Below are 25,099 nucleotides of genomic sequence, written 5' to 3' on the forward strand. Positions count from 1 at the left end.
GATATCGGACCCTGCGGCCAGCTCGGGGCAGTATTCGCCGCGCGGCAAGGTGGCCGGCGCCTCTTGGGGGCGGGTGGGGTAAGTAACCTGCTTGGAGACGCCGGCCGGCGGGGTTGGGGTTCCGCCAAAGAAACATATCAGCAAAGCACACCCTGAGCCATCCGAAATAGCATTTGTTAATAAGGTGTGGACAGGGCAGAGTCATCCGGGGCAATTGGGGGGCGGTTTTTTAGCCGCGGGACTTCTTGCTGGCTCGCCCAGTTAAAATGATCAGGTTCTCGGCATGGAGACCTGCAGGGAAGGCCTGACAGCGCAGGAATGCCGTTTGAGCCCGCGGCATTTATGTCGGCTTGTCCACCAAGGGCGCCTTCCTCGTCGCTGCCTTATAGGCTGCCATAAGCCTGACGACGTCAGGAGAAACCGTCACTATCGGTCCGCCCAGGCTAACAGTACGGCGTCCTTCTCGATCCGCGTGACGCTGCCGATCAGCTCGATCATTTGGCCTTTGAACACCTGCGTCGTGCTGTCACGAATGGAATATGGGAAGCCATAGGTCGGGATCGATACGCTCACCCGCTCGTCGGTGACGCGTCTCAGGACGGAGGCGTCGATCGCCACTTCATCGCCAACATTAAAGCCCTTGCCATTCTTTGGAGTCTGGTGCGGCCGGCTATCGCGTCAAGTAGCAGAAGCTAATGTTCTCTGCTGCCGATGTCTCCTCGCCTGTGGTCTAGGGTGGACGAAGTCGCGGCAAGCAATCCGACTGCGGGATGCGCGCAAATGCGGTCTTACCCGAGATGAAGCCCTGAAAATTATCAAGCGCAGTCGCCACCTATTGGAGCGAACGCCGGACAAGAAAATACACCATCGTTAGAGCTGTCGGCCTGCACGCGTCATTGCCGTGAGGATGGCAAGCTCAGTTTCAAGCTTGGCGTTTTCTTTGCGCAGCGTTATCGGCCGCGATGAGACGCTTCAATGACCGCATGACCTCGCAGCGCTTCCTACAGCTCGACGACGGTCCTGCCTTGGCGCCGCTGCGCTTCCGAACACACCGGCGTGTCACCGATTTCGCGCAGCCTGACATCATTTTCGCCGATGATGAAATCGCCACACGGATAGCACATCCGCGAAGACCCGTCGCAGCAGCAGCCGGACTGGGGGAACAGCACTGGGCGGTGATCGGCGATGGTCTCGACGAGGAGCGCCTCGACCGCAGGAGCCAGCCCACACAACGTACACCGACAGCATGCGTTCTATTGAATGGCCGCGCAGTCGCCGATCTGAGGATCAGCTTCATGCGCAGACAAGTCGGAGGCGATTGGGATGAATAGGTTCAAAGAAGCCCTTGAGCGCGGCAAGACAGCCCACCGCGAGCAAGAGGAGGATGGGAATGCTTCGATGGCGGACTTTGGCACCCAAGCCAGGGCTTGGCTAAACGATGTCGTGGTTGCGTCGTTGGAAGCGGCCAGGGCAGAGGTGGCGGGCGAGATGACCATCGACATAGATACCGCACCGCGCCGCCGGGGCGGAGTGTTAATGCCCTCTGTTCGGTTCCGACTCTACCGAAAGCCAGGATTGAAAAAGACAGCCAAAAGGGCATTCACGGTCAACGTCCAGCTAAGTGGCGAGGTGTCGGTTTCCTCACCTGGTATGGTAGCCGAGGCTGTTGGAAACATAGGGGATAGGTCTCCGGAGAGGTTTCGCAATTTGGTCGTCAGGCTGATCGAGAACGTCGCTAAGGGCGTGTGACGCCGCCGTTCATGGCGCCATCATAGACGAACGGCGCGGTCATGCCGGTCAGCCGCAGCGCCCTGGTGAAAGTGGTGATCTTCCAGTGGCCATGGTACAGGCCGGCCCGACAGCGCTCGCCGCGTGGAGCGCGGCCCCAGCAGCCCCATCTTGATTGACAGGCCGCGTCAGCGGAGGCGAACCGGACGGGATAGAGTTCGGGCTAGCCACGGGCCGAGGCGGCGTCGCTTCGGGATGTCTGGCCGGTCCTGCTCCAATCCATGTTTGAACGTGCAGCCGCGACTGCCCAGCGAGGCGCTTAGTCTAGCAACGCGTAGCGACGAGATGTACCGAAACGTTTGTCGACCGAAACGAGTTGGCTTGCCCGACGCACGATGCAGTCGGCATCGCAACTTTGCGCATGACTACCTCGTCGCTTCTTATCCTCGAGGGCGCAGATGCTGGCAGATCTGCGCTATGGCTTTTCTGCAAGGATTGCCTCAGCGGTTTGCTCGTCGGTGATCAAAACATCGACGACACCGAGACGCAGCACGGCGCGCAACACCGGGACCTTGTCGAGGCCACCGGAGGGCAGGATCACGGTTTCGATGTCGCGCAGGTTTTGCGGGGCGAGGCCGATCACACGATGGTTGAGCGGGTGATCGACGAGCTGCCCATCGGCATCGATCCAATGGCCGCAAATATCGCCGACGGCGCCTGCTTCGTGCAGCGATATGAGATCGTCCTCGCCTATCAGTCCGATCCGAAAGATGGTGGCGTCCTTGTGCACCGCGCCGACTGAAACAAAAGCGGCGTCGACGTCGCGCGCATGGGTAAAGGCATCTTCCAGGATAGACTGGCGCATCAGCAGATCGCGCGTGGCCTCGGTATCGGTGAACACCGGTGCCGCGATGTAGAAACATTCCGCCTCGAAAAGCGCGGCGAGCCGGGAGGCCATCTCATAGATATTGATCGCCGACCCGCGCGTGAGGCCGCCGAGCAAGGAAACGACGGACATCCCCTTGACCGGACGTACGGTCACCGACCGGAGGCTGAGTTGGAGCGTCCGACCCCACCCCACGCCCACCGATATCCCATCGCAGATCCTGAGCGACAGGGCTTGCCCCGCGGCGGCTGCGATGACTTGTGGTAGCAGAGCAGGATCGGGCGGTGTCGGAACCACGATTGGATCCGAGACGCCGTAGCTGTGACGCAACCGGTTCTCCAGCTCGATGCAGTTCGCCACCTTCGAATTGATGCGGATCTGAACGATCCCCCGCTCGCGGGCCTGCGCCAGCATCCGGTTGACGCGAAGGCGGGTTAGACCAAGAGACTTGGCGATTTGCGCTTGCGTGAGGTCTGCGACATAAGCCAGCCAGGCGGCGCGGACGAGGAGCCCTTCCTCGCGATCGGTTGAAACGGAGTTGGATGCGGCCTGGCGGCCGTCACGTTTCTTTCGTGGTGGTTTCTCCATCACAACATTCTGTCCACTGCGCGGGCTACGAACGGCTCGGCGGCGCCGTGTCCGAATCGATATGACTTTCTGGCATCGCCCTTAGCATCGGTGATAGCGATCGAAGGACAAGGCCAGCGGAGCATCATTGCAAATCGCGTCGATGATGGCAGCCGTGAGCGGCAGGCGATCGCCCGGAAGCGCACCCTGTGCCATCATTTTCTCCAACGTTTGGCCAAGATCCAGCGCCAGTTGCGCTCCCTCGACCGTGTCTGAACTCATATGGTCACGCTTGGCTACGGAATAGGGCAGGCCGCGGCCAAGCAAGCGTCCCATCCGGCCGTTGCGGCCCGCTTGGCAGGTCACATAAAGATCACCGGAGCCCGCCAATCCCTGCACTGTTTCGATTCTTCCCCCCAGCGCTTCGACCAAAATGCCCATCTCGGCGAGCGATTGCGAAAAAAGCGACGAGGCAAGATTGTGCATGAGGGCACCATTTGGCGCCTTGTCGTCGTGCTCCAGCAGCCCGACCGGAGCGCCAACGGCAAGCGTGTAGAAATTCTTGAAAGCGGCGCAGATCTCGACACCGATGAGATCGGATGACGCTCGCACGTGATAGAAAGGGGCTCGCAGCATGTGAGACGCCTTGGCGATCTGGTCGGGGTCGTGCCCGGCCACAATCACTGAGGTATCACGCTGTGCCGCCAGTTCGCCCGCAATGCACGGTCCGCCAACAGCCATTACGGGGATCGTCAGGGCGGTGCGTCGTTCAATTTCGCGAGCAAGCTGATGTGGCAGGATTTCAATGCCTGCCTCGCTCCCGGCGAGGCCTTTTGTAACCATCAGTATTGGCACAGGCGACTTGATGCTTTCCGCAATGCGGTCGATCGCCCAGGGAACGCCGGCCGACGAGACGCCGAGTACCAGCAGATCGGGTCGCTCATTTATCGCTGCCCCGAATTCAGTCCAGGAACAGGCTGTTACGGCGCCAGGCAGAGTGATGTTGAGGCGCGGATGACGACCTGTACCCGTCACGGAGCCAATGATCTCCTCATCGAGATGGGTGCCAACGAGAGTGATGCGGTTACCTGCGTGAGCAGCCGGAAGGGTCATGGCAGAGCCCATGACGCCGGCGCCGAGGATAACGATTCGTGCCATTCAATTTCTCTCGTTGTCCAGCCGTTTGCCGGTGTCTTGATCGAACAGGTGGATTCGGTCAGGGGTGGGCTCCAGATGGATCACCGCCCCGGGAGAGAGTTCCATGCGGTCATGCAGCACCGAGCAGATCGCGATGTCGCCCATGCTTGCAAAGATATGGATCTCGGGGCCAGTCGGCTCCACGACTTTGACTGTCGTTGCGATGCCGCTTCCGTTTGCTACCGGTCGAAGATGTTCGGGGCGAATGCCATAGATTACCTTTTGCCCGGGGTGGACCGCAGCCTTCGGGGGCAGCGGGAGGGACAGCTTGTCGGATCGCACCACCCAGGCGTCGCGCTCAGGTGCCACCTCGCCATGGAACAAGTTCATTGCAGGCGAGCCGATGAAGGAGGCGACAAAGAGGTTTGCCGGGTGATCGTAGACATCGAGCGGCCGGCCCATCTGCTCGATGTAGCCGTCGCGCATGATGACGATGATATCGGCCATGGTCATAGCCTCGATCTGGTCGTGCGTGACATACACGGTGGTGGTCTTCAGGCGCTGATGGAGTTCCTTGATTTCAGTCCGCATCTGCACGCGCAGTTTGGCGTCGAGGTTGGATAGCGGCTCGTCAAACAGGAATACGGTTGGATCTCGCACGATGGCTCGGCCCATCGCAACGCGCTGCCGCTGGCCGCCCGAGAGCTGGCGGGGATACCGTTCGAGGTAGGGAGTGAGGTTGAGGATCGAGGCTGCCCATCCCACCTTTTGTTTGATTTCTTCCTTAGACCGTTTCTTCAACTGCATGGAGAAGGCCATGTTGTCGAAGACGGTCATATGCGCGTAAAGCGCGTAATTCTGGAAGACCATCGCGATGTTTCGATCTTTGGGATGAAGAGTGTTGACGACCTTGTCGCCTATGGCGATCCCACCGGACGTGATTGGCTCAAGACCGGCTATCATGCGCAACAGAGTGGACTTGCCGCAGCCGGACGGTCCCAACAAGACGACGAACTGGCCATCTTCGATCGAAAGATCGAGCCCATGGATGACCTCGACGGCGCCATACTCTTTCCTGATGTTGTTGATGGTGACTGACGCCATAAATTGCGATTCCTTCGATTGCCCTTGCCCTTGGCTACCACTTCGCCGTGCGAGACACCGGTAACGATCGAATGCGGTTCACCATTCGCCCTCCAGGAACTCTTCCAGGAGTCCCGCATCGGCGGCCAGATTGACAAAGGACCAGCGACCGCGGATTTCTCGCGAGTAGCGGATGGCGTCATGCCAAAGCTCTCGCGGCAGGCCTAATTCTGCGCCGGTGAGCGGCCCTCCGGCAGCTTTGAGCGCCGCCTCCATGCGGGCAACCGGTATCGCCATCGGTCGAAGCTCGCGGCGCAGAGCCGGCCAGATTTCCCCAAGTTTGCGATTGAAGGCTTCCGTCTGGCTGCGATCGAGTGCTGTCTTCTTCATCTCGGCAATGCAAAGTGGCCCGACTTGCGCCCCATAGCGGGCCAGCATAGCGGTCTCATCGACAATGGTCGGCCTTGCGAGTGGCGGCTCTTGCCTGTCCATCAGCCAGGCTTGCAGACGCGCCATGACCAGCGAGGCAACGCCAACCTGCTGACCATGAGTGGTACCGGGATGATGCTCTCGCGCGAACATGTCGATCCAATGGGAGATTTGGTGCTCTCCCATGGAACCGGGATGGGAAACGCCGGAGAAGCAGACGCCCATTGAGCATAGCGTCAAGACGCGCTGGAGGTGCCCGACCGCGGTGATGTCATGGTTGGCAAGGCCAGACGCATGCGCCAGCATGGGTTCCTCGTCGCCCGCCTGCAGTAAGTAGGGCACGTCGGAATAGTAGGTGCCGAACAGCCGGTGCGAGGCCCACCAATCGATCTGGGCGGTGGAACGGCAAAGGCTGTCGCCAAGTCCGGCCGCACTGAGCCAGGTCGGCGCCGCGGCTGAAATGCCAAGGTCCAGGAAGATGCCGCGCGGAGCATGCGAGGGCAGTGAGATTTTGAGCCCTGACGCCAAGGTCACCGACGCGGTCGAGGCGCCATAGCCATTCATCGACGCTGCCGTGCCGAAGACGGCATAAGGCCGGTCGTCAAGGAAGGTCGCTTGTTTGCAGCTGTCGTTGAGGACCCCGGATCCCACGGCCACGACACCGTCGGCGGGCCGCGTTTTGTCCCGGATCATCTGGATCGTGGCCTCGTCGCAGTCGAGATCTTGAGGCAACACGATTTCGTCGACATGGGCGATGGAACGCAGCGCCTTCGCGACGCGCCGGCCCATCACCTCGACGGTATTGGCGTCGGATACGACAGCGATGCGGCTGCCCAGCGTCAGAGGAGCAACGAGATCCGCCTCGCGGCCCTCCGTCGTCTCCAGCAATTGGATCGTTTGGAACGGCAGGTCAGCTGCCGCGCCTGTGTTGGGGTCCTTCCAGCGTCCCGCGACAACATCCTCGATCAGGGCGTTCCAGTTGACCATTTCAGGCATGGTCAGCCTCCGCGAAAGCCGCGAGTCGCTGGTTCCAAGCGGAAAGCGCTGGCCAAAGATCGGTATGAATCGCAAGAAGTTCGGCATAGCGGCTGGCACGGCCGCCATCGGGTTCGAAGGACTTGGCGGGTTCGGCGGCCATCGTGAGCGACGCTTCTGCGATCGTGGAAAACCAGCCCACCCCCTTTGCCGCTGCCATTGCCGCGCCGAGCGAGGAGGCTTCCACGGTCGTGGACCGTTTTATGGGACGGTTGAGTGCATCCGCCAGAATCTGCATCCACAGGTCGGACTTCGCTCCTCCGCCGATCGCTATGAAACGGTCGATGTTCTGACCAGCCGCGGAAGCGGCCCGCTGGCTCGTCGCGGCTTGGTGCAGTGCTATTCCTTCCAGCACGGCGCGATAGAGATCGCCGCGACGGCTCGAGCCGGAAAGCCCGGCTATTACACCGCGGGCCGCACTGTCCCAGTGCGGATCCATGACGCCCTGCCAATAGGGCAGGAGCATTATGCCGCCTGCGCCGATCGGGCTGGCGGCGGCTTCGGCCTCGAGCGTCTCCAGGGCGCCGCTGGATCCATGTAGATCGACACCAAGCATTTCGCGCGTCATCCAATCGACGAGAAAAGTGCCGGCGCGAAGGCACGTTTCGTAAATATATCCAGCGTCGGCGACCGCCGTTTCGGTGCGAAAGGCCGGGTCATGGACGTAGTCGAGGCCGAAGCTGCCGGACACGACTGCCGTGCCCAGGTTTATGTAGGCGCATCGCGCTTGCAACACACCAGCGCCCGTGCCGGCACATTGACCGTCGCCGCCGCCAGCGACGATCGGCGTGCCCTCCCGCAAGCCCGTCAGCATTGCGGCTTGCGACGTCACTCGGCCCAAGACGGTGCCGGGCCGCGCCAGGTCCAGCATCATACGTCGTGCGACCCCGGCCGCGTCCAGTATATCGTCCGACCAGTCCATGGCTCGCATGTCGAGCACACCCATCGGGTCTGCGGAGGCGGTCGACGTTACCCACCGGCCGCTCAAGCGAAAGACCAGGTAGCCGTGCACTTCGGCCATTCGCTCCACGCGCGCAAAGGTCTGGGGCTGCTCCTGGCGAAACCAGATCATGCGATAGAGACAAGGGATCACGTCCAGCGGCTTGCCGGATATTGCGTGGATCCGTGCCGCGCCGAAGGACGCGCCGAAGCGGTGCGCATTCTGGCGGGCGCGCTCATCGAGCCAGAGCGTCGCAGGCCCGATCGCCTCACCGTGCTCGTCGAAAAGGCCGAAGCTTTCGCGCTGGTTGGAAATGGCAAGGCCCGCAATGCGTCGGGGCGAAACTGTTGCCGTCACGGTGCGGAGCGCTGTCACCGTCGAGGCCCACCACTCAGCCGGATCCTGTTCGAAATAGCCAGAACGAGGGTTGGACATTGCTATTGACGCACGACCCTCCGCCACAACGCGACCGTTGCGGTCCCAGGCAATCGCCTTGGTTGCCGAGGTCGAGGAATCAATGCCGATAACGAGATCCGGAACCATTGCCGCCACATTGCCAAAGGGCGAGGGCGGCCGAAACCGCCATCGCCGAACTCACCGGAGTATCCCGCTAAAGGCCGGCATCCTTGACTTTGCCGTCGACGATACCGGCAATGACATCCAGGCATGCCTTGGCGTTGCCGCCATAGTCTTGGCCCGTCAGCAGCTTGCCGAGTTCAACTGGGATGTCATTGTTCGACAAATCAGCCCAAATCGGCATGTCGGGCTCCGACCCCATCTGGTTGTCGATGGTGTATTTGATCGCGTCGAAATGGCGTGTCGTTCCGGGTCCAACAACGGCTTTCTCCTTGACCCGAGGATCGGTGAAGGAGGAATTGCGCATCGGGGAGGCGCCGCCGCCGAGCGTCGAGACCCGCGCCATCACGTCCTTCGAGCAGACCCACTGCATGAACAGCCATGCCGCTTCCTTGTTCTTGGAATATTGCGACAACGAGATCGTCGAGCCACCTTGGTGGCCGACGGCCGGGATTTCGTTGAAGCCGCAATCGGCGGCGGCGCGGCGGCCGGGGACCTCCTTGGGGGCGGGCAAGGCCTCGAACAGGCCCTTGACCTTGGAATCGTTGGCATCGAAGCCGGGAAAATCCTCGCCCCAGGTGATTGCCATGGCGGCTTGTCCCTGTGTCAGAGCCTGCCCCTGACCGTCCCAGGTCCATGTCGTTGCGGAGGGCGGCGAGTTCTTGACCAGCTCCTGGTAGAATTTTAGCCCGGCCACACCACGCTCGTCATTGCCGACAAACTTCTTGTCCTTGTTGAAGATCGAACCCCCATGCCCCCAGAGTGCGAACGTCCAGTCGCATTCGAGCGAATAGTGGCCGGACTTGGCCTGGCAAGCGGTGCCAAAGATGCCATTGGCCTTTTCGGCCTCTGTGAGAGCCTGTACCGCCTTGAGATAGGCGTCGAGGTCTGTCGGAAGGGCGATATTGTGTTTGTCGAAAAGATCCTTCCGGTACATCAGGATGAAGATCGGAATATCGAAAGGAATTCCGCACTGTTTGCCGTTGTACATGGCGATGCCATCGACAAGCGGCTTGGAGAAATCGTCCCAATCGAAGTTTGGCATCGCCAGTTCTTTGTTCTGGCCATAATATTCGCGCGGATCGATGACATCCTGAGCAAACGTCGCCATCCAGGACTGGTCGAGATAGTAGACATCATAGGTGCCCAGCTGGCCCTGTACGTCCTGCGTGGCCTTGGCGAGAACCTGCTCCAACGGCACGATCTCGACCTCGACCTCAATGCCGGTTGCCTTGGTGAACTCACCCGCCACAAGCTGGTTAGCCACGATCGTTGGCGGCGTCGCTTCCGAAGTGTAGCGGATTTTCGTGCCGGCATATGGTTTGCCGACATCGGCCAGCCACTTCAACATATCCGTGTCCTGGGCGCGGGCGTCTTCGATGCCCAGGCCCAGCCCCCCGCGATGTGAGCGGCCACCACCCAACATGGCCGATCCGAAGGCGGAAAAGCCAACGCCAGCCAGCGCCATCTTCTTCATGAAGTCGCGTTTGCTTATTCGGCGCGCCGTAAAGTCGTTGCAGGTATCGGCGACGAACGTCTTCTTGTCGTGATTTCTGAAGCTCATGATCGTTCCTCCGTTGCGATTTTGTCGTCGTTGTTCTCGTCGGGCCCTCACTCTTTCAGCGATCCGAGGGTGAGGCCCCGGACCAGATGCCGTTGAACCAGCAGGATAAAGATGAAGCTGGGAATGATCGCGGAGGTACCGAGTGCTGTGATGTAGCCCCACTCGGTCGCGGTCGAGGTGACAAAAGTCGAGATCTTCACCGGCACGGTGCGGATCGACGTTGTCAGGAACAGTGAGAGCAGGAACTCGGTCCAGGAAAAGATGAAACACAGCACAGCTGTCGCGGCGATGCCGCCTTTCACCATGGGTAGGACCACACGTCGAAAAGTCTGCCAGCGCGTCGCTCCGTCAATCAGCGCCGCCTCGTCGACCTCGCGCGGGACATCGTCGAAGAACGACTTCAAAAGCAGAACCGCCAGCGGCAGATTGATCAAACTGTGGACGAGGATGAGCCCTGTATAGGTGTCGCGCAAGCCGAGATCCCGAAACATGAAAACGACCGGGATGACGATGGCGATTGGCGGCATGAAGCGCTGCGAGAGAATCCAAAAAAGAAAAGACTGCTGGCCGCTGAACTGCATTCGTGACAGGCAATATGCAGCCAGTGTCGCCAGCAACAGCGTCAGCGCCGTCGACCCAACGGCTATGATCGCGCTGTCGAGAAGCGACTGGCGTGAATCGTAGGAACTGGCGCCGCCCTTGATCACCCCCGCCGCCTCGCCGCCCTGTTCCATGCCTATGTCGACGCGCGAGACGCCAAGCAGGGTCACGCGGTAATTGTCCGGCGTCGGTGTGAAGCCCGTGTAGACCGGTCCGCTGCGGTCGAAGATCGCGGAGTAGGGTTTGATAGAAGACAGGGCCCACCAGGCGATCGGAAACATGAAGATCGCCACTACCAGCACGGCGAGCACGTCTCTGGTGATCATCTTGGCGTGGGACGGTTCCATCAGAACCTCACCTTGAAAAGCCTGACGAAGACGTTCGACACGCCGATCAGAACGACGAGCACGATCAGCGACAGGGTTGCGGCGTAGGGGAAGTCTCCTGTGAAGTAGATACGGCCAGCATAGAACGAAAGCGTTTCGGTAGCGGTGCCCGGCCCGCCGGCCGTGATGATGTAGACGTAGTCGTAGATGCGAAAGAGATCGACGCCGCGGATCAGTACGGCGACCGCAATCACCTTGCGCAGCATCGGCAATGTAAGCCGCAAGAATGTCTGGATGCCGTTTGCGCCGTCGATCGCTGCCGCTTCGAAAGGTTCTTTCGGCAGCGCGCGCAGGCCTGCCAGGATGATGAGCACCATGAACGGCGTCCATTGCCATATGTCTGCCAGCAGGATCGCCAGCAAGGCGGTAACCGGCTGCGTCAGGATCGGCTGCGCCGGCGAGATCAGGTCGAGGGCGTAGAGGTAGAACGACAGGACGCCGAAAGAGCCGTCCTGCATCAGCAAGAACATCATTCCAGTCACGGCCGGCGGCACGACCAGCGGCAGCGTCATCAGCGCCCGCAGGATCCCATAGCCCTTGCGATCGGTATCAAGCAGCAGCGCAATGAGAATGCCGAGTGCAAGCTGAACGGCCAGTGCGACAAAGGTGTAGATCAGCGTCGTTTCCAGCGAGTGCCACATACGCGTATCCGAGAACGCTCGCGCCCACTGATGCACTCCGGCAAAATCAAGCTGCCGGGAGACGACATTGCGTTTGTGAAACGACAGCCAGACCGAATAGGCGAGAGGATAGATGCCGAAAACCAGAAGCATCACCGTGATCGGCGCGAGCCAGGGAAAAGGATGCTCGGCCGTCATAAACCGGGGCAGGGCCCATCTGGACCTCTCTTGCGTGAAGGTCGCGGTGCTCACGCGCAAATCTCCGCTTGGTGACAGAGATGCATTGGCCTTCTCCTATCGGCCAGGGTCGTGCAAACTTGAACTTTTGTAAGTTTGTTGTGCCTTTTGTTAAGGCAGCGTGTGGGACGGGCGTCGACTTGTCAAGTCAGATCGGCTCCACAGGGCGCTGCCGTCGCAACGGCGACCGTTACAGCCGGACCTGGATTGCTTTCTGGAACGCGACGGAATCAGCAGACCGGCTGCATCGAGGGGAATGGAGGTGCGCCAAACCTGTTTGCCGGCGCTCGCCTTAGTCCGGCAGTCTGATCTGCAGCTTCACGTCCGCCGGCCGGCCTTCGACCGCGCGGTCGAAAGCCGCGATGGAGTCTTCGAAGGGGAAGGTCGCCGAAATCAGTGGCTTGAGGTCGACCCGACCCGATCCCATCAGCGCGATTGCCCGGTCATATTGGTGGGCATAGCGGAAGACCGTCTCGATGCGGATTTCCTTGGTCGAGGCCGTAGCGATGTCGAACGCCACCGGCGCCACCGGCAGGCCGACCACCACCACAGCGCCGCCGGGGCGCGGCAGATCGAGCAACGTCTCCCATGCTTTGGACGAGCCGGAGCATTCAAAGACGACGTCGGCGCCCCAGCCGTTGGTCAGGCGCTTCACCTCCGCCGCCAGGTTCTTGTCGCGGATGTTGACCGGAACCACACCCTGGAAGCTTGTGGCGATATCGAGCTTGGGTTGAGCGAGGTCTGCGACGATGGCGCGGGAACAGCCGCCGGCAAGGGCGGCGATGGCCACCATCGTGCCGATCGGCCCTGCGCCAAGCACCACCGCCGTGTCACCCGGCGCGATCTTCGCCTTGGCCGCAGCCTGCATGCCGACGGCGAAGGGCTCGACCATCGCGCCTTCGGCGAAGCTGACATTGTCGGGCAATTTGAAGGTGTAGTTGGCGGGGTGAACGACATAGGGTGTCAATACGCCATGGATCGGCGGCGTCGCCCAGAACCTGACCGCCGGGTCGATGTTGTAGAGGCCGAGCCGGCTCGCCCGCGAATTGGGGTCGGGGATGCCTGGTTCCATGCAGACGCGGTCGCCGATCTTCAGATGCTCGACGCCTTCGCCTGTTTCCACGATGGTGCCAGCGGCCTCGTGGCCCAAGACCATCGGCGCTTCGACCACGAACGGGCCGATGCGCCCATGGGTGTAGTAATGCACGTCGGAGCCGCAGACACCCACCGTATGGATCTTGATACGAACCTCGCCCGGACCGACTGTCTGCGGCAGATCGATATCACGCAGCTTGAGTTGGTGCTGATCTTCAAGGACAAGGGCGCGAACGTTCGTCATCGACGTAATCTCCTCTAGAGCCCGCCGCTCTCGCTTCTCTAGGAACGGCTGCCGTCCTCGTCGAACAGCCAAGCCATGGCTGGTTGGATGTGGACCGCTGTTGGCAATCTATCGGACTCTGCTGGTCAGCGTCGATATGGCAAGCGTGGAAGGCTTCTACCGCTTCTGCGATCGTTCTTGAGTTTCTTGGCATCGCTCGAATGTCGATCGGGCCAGGCACTCTCTGACGGTCAAAACCGGCTACCGCATGGTAGTGTCTCAGGTTGAAATTTGAGGGCTAGGCGAAAACGCCCAGCCAGTTTGCTCCCCTAGGCTGAAGCGCCTATATGGTAGCGGAAAGCATGGGAGCTGCAATGGCCTTCACCGTCATTTGGTCTGGGCGAAAAGGCATCATCGACACTGAGAAGGTGGCGAAGGATCATGCAATCGCCATGTTCCAAACTCGGAGAGGTGACGACGGGTCATATGCGTTGAGGTGCGCAAGGACAACGGGACTGTCGTCTTTAGCCATGCGGAGAACTAGTATGCGAACCGGACCTAAAGGGCCTAGATGCGCCCCGCCGATGTGATCGGCAACGCTGTCCGCGTCAGGCGCATTGCTACAGGCGAGGAAGCCGACGACACGAAATGAACGAAGTCTTCAGCAGCTTGTTGTCTATGGATCTTACTAGCAAAGACTTTGTTCGTTAGCAGCATATTTGTCAGAAGCTGGCGACTTGACCTACGGTGACTCGTGATCGGTCGTCGAACGGTTGCCGCGGCGGGCTTCGTTTGCGGCCCGACGATAGAGCCGACTTCGCCAGAGTTGGCCATAGGATGGCGGCCGACCGCAGGCTAACCGGCTGGCATTATCCTGTGCACCGCGAATGTATAGCTTCGCTGCGCCGTCGGACGCGCCCGGCCGCGACAAGTCTGCCACCAAATCCAAGTGCCCTTCGCAGGACGCGCCTGGCGAGCATCCTGTTCGAGATGCAGGCGCTCCGCATCGGCTAGCCGCGCCAGCTTCCTATCCTGACACGAATGCGCAAACCATCGTGTTAAGCTCTGATCGTGTTACGTCACCGATCTGATAGCCATGAAAGCAAATGGGAGAGGTCGCCACGTCCAGGATCAACCGCCGCGCGTTGCTTCTCCACTCCGCCAGCGCAGTCGTCGCCTCGACGGCTGCGGCAGAAGCACTGGGCACAAAGCCGCCGGGCGGAAACTCCGACCCATCCAATAAGCTGAGTACACTGATTGAGGCGCACAGGACGGCATATGCCGCGTTCGTCAACGCCCTGCATGACATAGGCGGTGACAGCAGCGGCTCTGACAGAGCCGGCCGGGAGGAGGAGGGGGCGCTACTCGCCATCTGCGGTTATGCTGCGATCGGGGAAGGGGATCGTCTGGTCAAGGCCCGATATCTTTTAGAGATCGAGGCGCGCGGTGAGCTCGATCTCGCAGCGCATATGCAGGCTGTTCTCCAATCGACGATGTGGAAGGGATGATACGACGGGTGCGCGCGAACGATCCGGCTACCGAATGGCTGGTATGCGCAGCATTTCAGTCGATCTCAGTCCCTCCAACGACGCCAAAAGCGGACATCGCTTACTCAAAGCCGCTGGCTGGTCGCTTCATTTAGACCACGCCACGCCGCATCTATTGTTTGCGAGCTCATTTTGGCCGGCCTTGGACGATGCGGTCGATCATCATGGCGCAGAGCAGTATGGCGAAGCCCGCGAGCAACCCTTGGCCAACGGCGGCGTATTGGAGCGCGTTGAGCACGTCCTCTCCCAGCCCCTTGGCGCCGATCAGCGAGGCGATGACCACCATCGAAAGGCACATCAGGATAGTTTGGTTGATACCGGCCATGATCGATGGCATGGCGAGCGGCAGATCCACCCGCGTCAGCAGGAACCATCGCGTGGCGCCGTAGGCCTGCGCGGCCTCGCGGATTGCCGGCGGAACACCTTGCAGGCCAAGCGCCGTCAGCCGTACGACCGGCGGCGTCCCGAAGATCAGCGTGGCAATGACGCCGGGCGGTTTGCCGATGCCGAACAGCGCGATCACCGGTATCAGATAGACAAAGGCCGGCATGGTCTGCATGAAGTCGAGCACCGGCCGCAAAGCAGTGTAGACACGAGGCCTGCGCCCGCACCAGATGCCAAGCGGGATGCCGATCGCCAGGCACAGCACCGCCGAGGTTCCAAGCAGCGCGACCGTTTCGAGGCTCTTTTCCCAAAAACCGAGCACCGCGAGATAAGCGAGCGCCGCGGCGGTGAAGATGGTTACGCGCGGCCCGGCCAGTTGCCAGGCGAGGATGAGGATGACCGCCATGGTCACCGGCCACGGCATACCTGTCAGCGCGAAGGAAAGCCCATCGAGCACCAGCGATATGCCGCCGGTGACCGCGCCGAAGAAGCCCTCGCCGGCGTGGGCAATTCCTTCCATAAGCCCGTCCAGCGCCGACGACAGGCCGGCCTGCCAATCACGGTTGGACGGCGCGGCCATGATCCAGGCGGCCGGCGTTGCCCAGGCGAAACGGTAGACGGAAAGCCCATAGGCCAGGATGCAGAAGACCAGCGCGCTGAGCGCAAGCGGATAATTCAGGCCATGCCGCAAAGCAGGGGTGGATCGCCAGCGGGCGAAGCGGCGTTCCAGCAGCCGGTTGCCAAGAAATCCGGCTGCGAGCCGCGCCAGAAGCAGCGTGACGAGGCCGGCGCCGATGAGCGGAGGCGCCTTGCTTCGGGCGGCTTCCGCCTGCAATTTCGCCGCGTCTGCGGCTCTCTGCAATGCCGCGGCGGACGATTTCAAGCCCTCGGCATTGTCCACGCCCGCGGCCTGCGCGGCTTTCGCCTGCTGACCCCGTGCCTCAGCCTGTTTGGTCAGCCGCTCGGCGCGCGCCTGCTCGGCGGCGCCGAGATTGCCGACAATGCCGATGCCGATCTGGACGACCGCAAGCATTTCGAGAAAAAAGACAATCCAGAACAGCACCGCGATGCCGCGGGCGGACGCCCAGACAGGGCCAAGCAGCGCCGCTGCGCCATTGAAAGGCCAGACCGGATTGCGCGCCCGCCGGATGCGGGCAAACCGTTCGACATAATAATGCGGGTTCTGAACGGCGAACTCCTCGACCAGACGGTTTTCCGCCAGCGGTTCAAGCCTCTGCGGATCATGGGCGTTCACGATTGTCCGCCCTTTCGCAATCCTTCCAGGAGAAGCTGCCTGTCGACCACCCCGACGACAATTCCCTCGCCATTCGCCACCGCCAGCGGCGCCTCGTCCCGCGCCGCGAATTCAACGAGTTCCCCCAGCGGCTGCTGCAAGCCGACCCGGCGCAACGACTTCAGGTCCGTCTGCGGGTTGCGCGCCCTGAAACGGTCCACTGGCTGCATGATGCGGCCGGCGGTGATCACTTTCAGGCGTGAAATGTCGGCGACGAATTTCGCGACATAGTCGTGCTTGGGCGCGGTGACGATCTCTTCGGGTGTATCGATCTGAATGATGACCCCGTCCTTCATGATCGCTATGCGATCGCCGATCCGGATTGCCTCATCCAAGTCATGAGTGATGAAGACCACCGTCTTGCCCATCGAGCGCGAGAGGGCCAGGAACTCGTCCTGAAGCTGCCGCCGGATCAGCGGGTCGAGCGCGCTGAACGGTTCGTCCATCAACAGGATCGCCGAGTCCGCCGCCAGCGCGCGAGCGAGGCCGACGCGCTGCTGCATGCCGCCCGAAAGCTCATGGCAGTAGCGATCGCCCCATCCGGAAAGATTGACCTTGGCAAGTGCTGCCTCGGCGACATCGAAGCGCTGCTGTTTGCTCGCCGCCTGGATTTCCAGCGGAAGCGCCACGTTGTCGCGCACTGTGCGGTGCGGCAGCAGCCCGAAACTCTGAAACACCATGCTGACCTTGCGCGACCGGAGTGCCCTCAGCTCCGCCGACGTTTTCGTTATGATGTTTTCGCCGTCGACGAAAATCTCGCCGGCGGAAGGTTCGAGCAACCGGTTGATATGACGGATCAACGTCGATTTGCCGCTGCCCGACAGACCCATCACGCAGAAGATCTCGCCGGGCGCGACCGAAATGCTGACATCGGCCACGCCGACGACGCAGCCGAAGCGCTTGACCACGTCCTCCTTGTGCAATCGGTCGCGCAGGATGGAAGCCATGGCCTCCGGGGCGCGGGCGCCAAAGACCTTCCAGACGCCCCTCATGACAATAGCGCACGGAGCGACTGAGCCGCTCCGCGGGGACCTTGGGTCATTGGTCGACACAACGTCCACGCCTACAGCTCCCGGCCGCAGTTGCCGCGTGGTGCTCCCCTCAGTGGCCGAACCACTTTGCCACGTCGTCCGGATGATCCTTGATCCACGCCTTGGCGACCTCGTCGGCCGGCTTCTTGTCGACGATGATCGCGTATGCCCATTTCGAGATGTCGTCCGGGTTGAAGTTCATGCGCTCCAGCGCCGCAGTCAGATCCGGCTGGCGTTGCGCAAGCGAGGCAGCATAGGCAACATGCACCGTGGTGTCAGCATAGGCCGATGAGACCTTCGACTTTTCGAACCATTGCGGATCGTCGTTGGGCTGCACGACCACGAATTTCGCCGGATCGTTTTTCGGCTCGGTCAGGAACGCGAGCTTGTAGCGAGCGAAATTCTGGTGCGGGCTGTAGCAATAGCCGACCCATGGCTTGTCAGCCTTCGCCGCGCGGTCGAGCGAGGCTGCCGCAACCGCCTCGTCGGTGACCTGCAGATCGAAGAAATCGGCGAAGCCGTAGTCGCGCGCCCTGACCTTCTCGATGTTGGTCGACTGCCAGCCCGACGCGCCAATCCACATTTCGCCTTTGCCGTCGCCATTGGTGTCGAACAGCTTGGCATTGTCCGGATTAGCCAGGTCGGAGACATCCTTGATGTGGTATTTGTCGACGGTGACCTGGGTGACGCAATAGCCTTGCTTGGCTTCGTAACCGTTCTGGGCGAGCTTCACGGTACTGGCGCCCTTGACGTATTTGTCGACCAGGCCCTGCTGGTTGGGCAGCCAAACATCCGGCCAGATATCGACCTCGCCCTTGTTGCGGCTCATCGCCTCCCAGATGACTGGAACGGCAGTGGTGGTCACCGTCGAAACCTCCAGCCCCAGTTCCTGCTCGGCCGCGTTCTTGATGACGTTCATGACCGCCGTCGCGGTGGCATAGTTCGGGTCGGGCATCGTCACGTCGGCGGCGAGCGCCGACGTTGCTGGCATCAGCAACAGTGCGCTGAATGCTGTTTCGAGTAGGTAGCGTTTCATGGTGTTCCCCAACGGTTGCGCTGATTTCGTTCAGTCTATCCATCAGGTTAGCGGAACACGCAGGCAATCCATCCCAAATTTCACCGCATAAGGAAAAACGATGAAGCGCATAAGATCATTCCTGCATGGCAACGTACTCCAACGCAGCCCACTCTAGAAATAAGCCTGGTCCGGCTCGCTGGCCTTGCGGTTGGCGATAAAGGCCTGGAGCGCTTCGTCGATGGCCGGATCAAGGCCCGGATCCTGGTAATCGTCGAGCAGCCTTTTCCATTGCCGGTTGGCGCGTTGCGCCGCGTCGAGGCGGCCATCCTCGTTCCATTGCTCGAAGGAATTGTTGTCGCTGCTGGTGGAGCGATAGAAGGCCGAAAGGAAGTTGGATTGCGTATGGGCGCTGCCAAGGAAATGCGACCCCGGCCCGACCGCTTCGATCGCTTCCATGGCTTGTGCATTGAGCGACAGATCAATGCCCTCGAACAGGCTGGCGACCTTGCCGCAGAGATCGGCGTCAATGACCGTCTTCTCGAAGCCGGTGACCAGTCCGCCTTCCAGCCACCCGGTGGCGTGGTTGATCACGTTGGCGCCGGCAAACATCGACATCAGGATACCCCATGTCGCCTCTTGTTCGGCTTGTGCGTCGGGTAGCTTGGAAGCCGACAGCGAGCCGACGGTGTGGAACGGCACGCCGACGCGCCGCGCCAGCTGCCCGCAGGCGAGCACCATCTTGCCCGCCTCCGGCGTGCCGAAGGTCGGCGCGCCGCTCTGCATCGAGATCGTGCTGGCAAAGCTTCCCATCAGGCAGGGCGCGCCGGGGTTGATCAATTGCACGAGGCTGAGACAGGCAAGCGCCTCAGCCAGCACCTGCGCCAGCGTGCCGGCGACCGTGCACGGGCTCATCGCGCCGGCCAGCGTCCATGGCGTGCAGGCGACCGGCTGGTTGTTGCGGGCGCAGACCTTCAGCGAGCCGGACATGTTGGCGTCGAGCACCAGCGGCGCATTGGTGTTGGAGACATTGTAGAGCACGGCGTTGTTGGCGACGAACTCCTCTCCGAACACGATCTTGGCCATGTCGACCGCGTCCTGCGCCCGTCTCGAACCGATGAACGCGCCCATGAAGGCGCGGTCCGAGTGGCGGATGTGGGTGTAGAGCATGTCGAGATGCCGCTTGTTGGCCGGCAGGTCGACAGGCTCGCAAACGACGCCGCCCGAATGATGCAGATGTGGGATCATCTGATGGATCTTCACCAGATCGCGGAAGTCGGCGATCGTCGCATAGCGCCGGCCGCGGTCGAGGTCGTGGACGAAGGGCGGCCCCCAGGATGGGCAGAGCACCGTGTTGTCGCCGCCGATCATCACCGTGTTGGCCGGGTTGCGGGCGTGCTGCTTGAACTGCGAAGGCGCGGTGGCGCGGATGATCTTGCGGCACATGCCGGGATCGAAACGAACCCTGGTGCCCTCCACTTCGGCGCCCGCCTCGCGAAAGATGTCGAGGATCTCGGGGTCGTCATGGAACTCCATGCCGATCTCCTTGAGCAGCCGGTCGGCATTCGCCTCGATCAGGCTCAAGCCTTCCTCGTCGAGGATGTTGAAAGTGCCGATCCTGCGGCTGATGTAGGGACGCCGCGGCGCCTGCTGGGCGAGACGCTGGCCTTGCCTTCCGGCCCGGCCTCCGCTTCGTGGCGCCGGAGCGTTGATCGTCGCGTCCTCGTCCATTCTTGTCTCCGTGATCAGGCAGGCATGAAAGCAACAGGCGCACCGGCTTGAAGGCCGCGCAGCCGCAGATTGTCCGGATCGTAGGGAGCCCTCTTCAACTCCCGCGCCGCCAGTTCCTTGCCGAGGATCGAGACGGTCAGGCCTTCAGCCGCAACACTGGGCCGCAGATAGGCGAGCGCAACGATCTTGCCGGTGCGGAAGCCGTGGCTGCCGGAGGTAACGATCCCAACCGGGCGCCCCGCCTGCATCACGGCATGGGCGTAGAACGGCAGTCGCTCGCCGTCGTCATCGATCTCGAGCAGCACCATCGTCCACGAGCTTTTGCCGGTGCGCTCCAGCATCGCCTCGCGACCGATGAACGTCCGCCCGTCAGCCTTGACCAGAGCGCCCAACCCCGCCTCCAGCGGCGTGCGCTCGGTGGTCAGGTCGGCGCCCCAGGTGCGATAGCCTTTTTCCAGCCGCATCGCGTTGAGCGCGTAGATGCCGAACGGACGCAGGTCGAATTGCGCTCCGGCCTTGATGATCGCTTCGTAGAGCTTGCCGAACTGCGCCAACTGAACGTGCAGTTCCCATCCGAGCTCGCCGGCGTAAGAGACCCGGAGCGCCGCCGCCTTGATGCCCGCCACCCGTATGATCTGAGCCGAAAGCCAGGGGAATGCCGCGTTCGACAGATCGGCTTCGCAGATCTTTCCCAGGAGGTCGCGGGCACGCGGTCCCATCACGCCGAGCACGCCCCGCCTTTCCGTGACGTTGTCGATCGTCACGCCTGGAAAGGTCGCGGCGCGCGAGCGCAGCAGATCCTCGTCATGTCGCTCGGCAAGTGCCGCGCTGGTCAGGTAGAACCAGCCATCGCCGAGGCGCGTCACGGTGAATTCCGACGCCACGCCGCCCTTTGCCGTCAGCACGTGAACGAGCCCGATGCGGCCATGGCGCTCCGGTGGCCGGTTGGCGCCGAGCGAAGCCATGAAAGCGCTGGCGCACGGCCCGCCGATCTCGAATTTGGAAAAGGCGGAAAGATCGATGGCGCCGACGCTGCCCTGCACGCCAAGACACTCGCCGCGCACCGCGTCGAACCAGCCAGGCTTGCGGAAGGTCAGCGGAGGATGACGGTCGGCGCCTTTGCCGGCGAACCAGTTCGGCCGCTCCCAGCCGTAGGCGGCGCCGAGCACCGCGCCCTGGCTTTTTTGAAGCTCCAGCGCCGGCGTCGTGCGGCGTGGACGGCCGGCTTCGCGTTCTTCGTTCGGATAATGGATACCGAATTGGAGGCCGAAGCCTTCGACCGCCTTGTCGATGCGATAGTCGCGGTCGGCATAGCTGCCGAAGCGGCGCGGATCGATGGCAAGGGCATCGCTGGGCGGTGATCCATCGACGATCCAGTCGGCGAGGAAGCGGCCGGCCCCGCCGCCTTCCATGACCCCCATGCTGGAGCCGGTGAGGAGCCATGCATTGCCAAGACCGAAAGCCGGGCCGACCAGCGGATTGGCGTCCGGCGTGAAGGTGATCGGGCCGTTGACCACCGTCTTGACGCCGGCATCAGCCAGTGCCGGCACGCGGTCCATTGCCAGCGCCATGATGTGCTCGACCCGGTCGAGATCGGGCGGCAGCAGTTCCATGCCGAATTCGGGCGGCACCCCGTCGACCGCCCAGGGCTGGGCAGACTTTTCGTAAGGTCCGACGATATAGCCGTCGCGCTCCTGGCGCAAATACCAGCTCTCCTCCGGGTCGCGGATGATGGGCAGCTCCTTGGCGCCGGTGGCGATCCGGTCGGCAATCTCAGGGACGGTATCGGTCACGACATACTGGTGCAGCATCGGCACCACGGGCAGGTCGAGCCCCATCATGGCGCCGATCTCGCGGCACCATGTGCCGGCGGCGTTCACCACATGCTGGGCGACAATGTCGCCCTGCTGTGTGCGAACCAGCCACTCGCCCGATTGCTTGCGCTCGATTGCCAGCACCGGATTGTGGCGCACAATCTCGGCGCCGCGCGAGCGCGCGCCGGTGGCCATTGCGTTGGTCGCCAGCGTCGGATCGACATGGCCGTCATTGGGCTCGTAGATCGCGCCGATGATGCCGTCGGTATGGCAAAGCGGATAGATTTCTCTGAGCTCGCTGGGGCTCAGAATGTGGAAGTCGTGGCCAACGAACCGGCCGAGCCCCTGGACATGGCGGAATTCGTCCATCCGCTCCTGCGAACGGGTGATGCGCAGCGCGCCGCTGGCATGGAAGCCGGTCGGCAACCCAGTCTCGGCGGTCAGGATTTCGCGATAGAGCCGCACCGAATGGGCGCGCATCTCCATGATCGTCGCATTGTGGGCGAAATGCGTGCAGAGTCCGGCGGCATGCCAGGTCGAGCCCGCTGTCAGCTCCTGTCTCTCGACGAGCATGACGTCGCTCCAGCCGCGCTTGGCCAGGTGATAGAGCAGCGACACGCCCATGGCACCGCCGCCGATAATGACCACGCGGGCCAGTTGTCTCATGAATTTTCCTCCGCCCTTGCGCGCATGCGCGATCCGGTTGGGTCATAGGGTGGCTTGTCGAGTGGCCGCAGCCTGTAGCGTGTGCCGGCCACCGCGATCTGGTAGTCGCAGGCAAGCAGCTGCGTTTTCGTCTCGCCAGGATCACAGGCAACGTAGCCCAGGCAAAGGCTCAAGCCCGTGCGAACGCCGAGGCCACCTGACGTCGTCAAGCCGGCAAGTTTGCCGTCGCGGTAGATCGGTTCGTCATGCAACAAAAGCGGATTGTCGCCGTCGACGGCGAAATGCATGAGCCGGCGCTTCAGGCCATCGGCCTTCTGCTTCATCAGGGCATCGCGGCCGATGAAATCATCCTTCTTCCACGCGATGGCGAAGGAGAGGCCCGCCTCCAGCGGCGTGTCTTTGGGCCCGAGATCATGCCCCCAATGGCGATAGCCCTTCTCCAGCCGGCAGCCGTCCAGGGCATGGTGACCACAAAAGGTCAGGCCATGAGCGCCGCCCGCTGAGACGATGGTGGTAAGCAGGCTCTCGCCGTGTTCGACCGGCACGTAAAGCTCGAAGCCGAGTTCGCCGACAAAGCTGACACGTGTGGCCAGTACATTGGCGGTGCCGATGTCGATGCGGCGCGCAGTCGAGAACGGGAAGGCTGCGTCCGAAAGATCGGCGTCCGTCAGGCTCTGCAGCAGCGCGCGCGAATTTGGCCCCATAACCCCAAGAACGGCTTCTGCTGACGTGGCATCGAAGACCGAAACATCCAGACCAAGATCCTCTGCATGACGTGTGATCCAGGCAAGGTCCTTCTGCCTTGTCGCTGCGCCGGAGATGACGCGAAAGCCGTGCTCGTCGGCCCGCGTGACCGTCACATCGGCCTCGATGCCGCCGCGTGCGTTGAGCATCTGTGTATAGACGGCGCGGCCTTCCGGCCTATCGACGTCCGCCGCGCACAGGCTTTGCATCAGCTGGGTTGCGTTGCGTCCACGCACATCGATCTTGGTGAAGGGCGAAAGCTCGAACAGGCCAACGCCTTGCGCCATTCGCCCGGCTTCGGCCCTGGCTGCGCTCCACCATTTCTGAGCGCCGATGCAATAGCCGCGCGTCTCCGTGCCGCCGAACCAGAGCGGTCGCTCCCAGCCGGTCGGCGCGCCGAACGCAGCACCCGCTTCGGCGAACGTCCGGTGAAAGGCGGAACGCCGCAGGTCACGCCCGGCGGCCGCCTGCTTGTAAGGCCAATGTATGCGGAAGAGGTCGGCAACCGCTTCCTCCATCCTGGCGCCGACAAAGGAAGAGGCCGCGGCCGAGCGGTCGAAGCGGACGATGTCAAGCGCCCACAGATCGAGGCCGGGCTCGCCGTCGACGATCCATTCGGCCATGGCCTTGCCGGCGCCCGCCGACGACATCATGCCTGTCGAGTTGAAGCCGGCGGCGACATAGAAGCCGCGCAGATAGGGCGACTCGCCCATCAGCGGCCGCGTATCGGGCGTAAAACTCTCCGGGCCGTTCATGAAGTGCCTGATGCCGGTTTCAGACAGCGCCGGCAGAAGTTTCAATCCGGCCGACATGAACGGCTCGAACTGCTCCCAATCCTCCGGCAGCTCAAGGAACGGCCTGTCGCCCGCCGGTCCGCGAACGTCGAAGATCTTGGCGTTAGGCTCGAACCCGCCCAGCACCAGCTTGCCGGAATCCCCCTTGATGTAGATGCCCTCGTCGAGATCGCGCAGGATAGGAAACGGATCCTGCAGGCCGGCGATGGGCTCGGTCACCACATACATATGCTCGACAGCCTGCAGCGGCACCGGAACGCCGGCGAGAGCGCCGATATCGCGCGCCCAGGCGCCGGCGCAGTTGACGACAATCTCGCAATTGATGGTGGCGCCGGATGCCAGCGTGACGCCCGCGACCCGGCCATTTCGGGTCACGATGCCCGAGCACGCAGTTCCTTCTATAATACGAATGCCGGCGGCGCGTGCACGCTTAGCGTAGGCGGCACAGATGTCGACCGGATTGGCCTGGCCATCCTCCTCGACCCACAGCGCGCCCTCGATGCCGTCGGCGACGATGCCACGGACGCGCTCCGCCACGCCCGCTTGATCGACGATTCCGACGCTCAGGCCGCAGACATCGCCCATATGCGCGATGCGCTTCAGTTCGTCCATGCGCTCCGCACGTCGCGCCACCCACAGCCCGCCGGTGCGCCGATAGCCGGACGACTGCCCTGTAAGTTCCTCGAGGCGAGGAAACAGCTCGGTCGCGTATTGCGCAAGCCTTGTCAGGTTAAGGCTGGCGCGCAGCGGGCCGACAATGCCGGCCGCATGCCAGGAGGTGCCGCTGGTCAGTTGATGCCGTTCCAGAAGGACGACGTCGCTCACCCCAAGTTCAGCGAGGTGATAGGCTATGCCGAGGCCAATGATGCCGCCGCCAATGATCACGATGCGTGCGCTGTCATTCACCTTGTGAGGTACCTTCGCTGGATGGATCGGCGCGATCTTTTCCGCTGCGCCTCTTGCGCTCAACCAA

The 25,099-nt window shown here is 62.2% G+C and carries 19 protein-coding genes and 1 pseudogene; 2 read left to right on the forward strand and 18 right to left on the reverse strand.

Features of this window, described 5'->3' with window-relative positions:
- Positions 1 to 426 precede the first annotated feature (426 nt).
- Positions 427 to 618: a hypothetical protein gene (locus LB533_RS26620; RefSeq protein WP_318011245.1), complete on the reverse strand. Its 192-nt coding sequence runs from the start codon at positions 616 to 618 to the stop codon at positions 427 to 429.
- Positions 619 to 1,001: 383 nt separating this feature from the next.
- Positions 1,002 to 1,169 (reverse strand): DUF779 domain-containing protein, encoded by a 168-nt coding sequence (locus tag LB533_RS26625; protein WP_411908900.1) that lies wholly within the window; start codon positions 1,167 to 1,169, stop codon positions 1,002 to 1,004.
- Between the two features lie 154 nt (positions 1,170 to 1,323).
- Here LB533_RS26625 and LB533_RS26630 point away from each other — a divergent pair, with 154 nt between their 5' ends.
- The gene (locus LB533_RS26630) at positions 1,324 to 1,749 is read left to right on the forward strand and encodes a hypothetical protein (protein ID WP_140644138.1); all 426 of its coding nucleotides are present in this window, start codon (positions 1,324 to 1,326) and stop codon (positions 1,747 to 1,749) included.
- On the opposite strand, the pseudogene LB533_RS30235 reads toward LB533_RS26630, so the two are convergent.
- The 10 genes and pseudogenes from LB533_RS30235 to LB533_RS26680 form a co-directional block, all read right to left on the reverse strand.
- A pseudogene (locus LB533_RS30235) lies at positions 1,748 to 2,051 on the reverse strand (IS630 family transposase); the annotation flags it as partial. The gene LB533_RS26630 and the pseudogene LB533_RS30235 sit on opposite strands and share 2 nt — an antisense overlap.
- 152 nt (positions 2,052 to 2,203) lie before the next feature.
- The gene (locus LB533_RS26640) at positions 2,204 to 3,202 is read right to left on the reverse strand and encodes a sugar-binding transcriptional regulator (protein WP_224678609.1); all 999 of its coding nucleotides are present in this window, start codon (positions 3,200 to 3,202) and stop codon (positions 2,204 to 2,206) included.
- A gap of 81 nt (positions 3,203 to 3,283) precedes the next feature.
- Positions 3,284 to 4,339 (reverse strand): hypothetical protein, encoded by a 1,056-nt coding sequence (locus LB533_RS26645; RefSeq protein ID WP_224678610.1) that lies wholly within the window; start codon positions 4,337 to 4,339, stop codon positions 3,284 to 3,286.
- Positions 4,340 to 5,422 (reverse strand): ABC transporter ATP-binding protein, encoded by a 1,083-nt coding sequence (locus LB533_RS26650; protein ID WP_140644132.1) that lies wholly within the window; start codon positions 5,420 to 5,422, stop codon positions 4,340 to 4,342.
- 78 nt (positions 5,423 to 5,500) lie between these two features.
- Positions 5,501 to 6,826, reverse strand: a complete 1,326-nt coding sequence (locus LB533_RS26655) for an iron-containing alcohol dehydrogenase (protein WP_224678611.1) — start codon at positions 6,824 to 6,826, stop codon at positions 5,501 to 5,503.
- On the reverse strand, positions 6,819 to 8,348 hold the full coding sequence (locus LB533_RS26660; RefSeq protein WP_224678612.1) for a xylulokinase: 1,530 nt from the start codon (positions 8,346 to 8,348) through the stop codon (positions 6,819 to 6,821). Before LB533_RS26660 ends, LB533_RS26655 begins: the two co-directional genes overlap by 8 nt.
- 67 nt (positions 8,349 to 8,415) lie before the next feature.
- Entirely contained in the window at positions 8,416 to 9,945 is a 1,530-nt protein-coding gene (locus tag LB533_RS26665; protein WP_224678613.1) for an ABC transporter substrate-binding protein, read from the reverse strand.
- Between the two features lie 47 nt (positions 9,946 to 9,992).
- Positions 9,993 to 10,892: a carbohydrate ABC transporter permease gene (locus tag LB533_RS26670; protein ID WP_224678614.1), complete on the reverse strand. Its 900-nt coding sequence runs from the start codon at positions 10,890 to 10,892 to the stop codon at positions 9,993 to 9,995.
- Positions 10,892 to 11,803: a carbohydrate ABC transporter permease gene (locus LB533_RS26675; protein ID WP_224557353.1), complete on the reverse strand. Its 912-nt coding sequence runs from the start codon at positions 11,801 to 11,803 to the stop codon at positions 10,892 to 10,894. The genes LB533_RS26670 and LB533_RS26675 overlap by 1 nt, the downstream gene beginning before the upstream one ends.
- 277 nt (positions 11,804 to 12,080) lie before the next feature.
- Entirely contained in the window at positions 12,081 to 13,127 is a 1,047-nt protein-coding gene (locus LB533_RS26680; RefSeq protein ID WP_224678615.1) for an NAD(P)-dependent alcohol dehydrogenase, read from the reverse strand.
- Positions 13,128 to 14,212: 1,085 nt separating this feature from the next.
- Between LB533_RS26680 and LB533_RS26685 the strand changes: the two genes are divergently transcribed.
- A complete protein-coding gene (locus tag LB533_RS26685; RefSeq protein ID WP_224678616.1) occupies positions 14,213 to 14,614 on the forward strand; it encodes a hypothetical protein in 402 nt (133 codons plus the stop codon).
- Positions 14,615 to 14,780: 166 nt separating this feature from the next.
- Here the strand turns inward: LB533_RS26685 and LB533_RS30070 are convergent, their stop codons facing one another.
- The 6 genes from LB533_RS30070 to LB533_RS26715 form a co-directional block, all read right to left on the reverse strand.
- Positions 14,781 to 16,292: an ABC transporter permease gene (locus LB533_RS30070; protein WP_210239940.1), complete on the reverse strand. Its 1,512-nt coding sequence runs from the start codon at positions 16,290 to 16,292 to the stop codon at positions 14,781 to 14,783.
- Positions 16,289 to 17,323: a glycine betaine/L-proline ABC transporter ATP-binding protein gene (locus LB533_RS26695; protein ID WP_224678617.1), complete on the reverse strand. Its 1,035-nt coding sequence runs from the start codon at positions 17,321 to 17,323 to the stop codon at positions 16,289 to 16,291. Before LB533_RS26695 ends, LB533_RS30070 begins: the two co-directional genes overlap by 4 nt.
- A 109-nt stretch (positions 17,324 to 17,432) precedes the next feature.
- On the reverse strand, positions 17,433 to 18,398 hold the full coding sequence (locus LB533_RS26700; RefSeq protein WP_224678618.1) for a glycine betaine ABC transporter substrate-binding protein: 966 nt from the start codon (positions 18,396 to 18,398) through the stop codon (positions 17,433 to 17,435).
- Positions 18,399 to 18,551: 153 nt separating this feature from the next.
- The gene (locus LB533_RS26705) at positions 18,552 to 20,108 is read right to left on the reverse strand and encodes a trimethylamine methyltransferase family protein (protein WP_140644112.1); all 1,557 of its coding nucleotides are present in this window, start codon (positions 20,106 to 20,108) and stop codon (positions 18,552 to 18,554) included.
- A 14-nt stretch (positions 20,109 to 20,122) separates the two neighbouring features.
- The gene (locus tag LB533_RS26710) at positions 20,123 to 22,588 is read right to left on the reverse strand and encodes an FAD-dependent oxidoreductase (protein ID WP_224678619.1); all 2,466 of its coding nucleotides are present in this window, start codon (positions 22,586 to 22,588) and stop codon (positions 20,123 to 20,125) included.
- The gene (locus tag LB533_RS26715) at positions 22,585 to 25,032 is read right to left on the reverse strand and encodes an FAD-dependent oxidoreductase (protein WP_224678620.1); all 2,448 of its coding nucleotides are present in this window, start codon (positions 25,030 to 25,032) and stop codon (positions 22,585 to 22,587) included. The genes LB533_RS26710 and LB533_RS26715 overlap by 4 nt, the downstream gene beginning before the upstream one ends.
- Positions 25,033 to 25,099: the final 67 nt, after the last annotated feature.

The sequence above is a fragment of the Mesorhizobium sp. BR1-1-13 genome, from assembly GCF_020165515.1.
Taxonomy (GTDB): domain Bacteria; phylum Pseudomonadota; class Alphaproteobacteria; order Rhizobiales; family Rhizobiaceae; genus Mesorhizobium.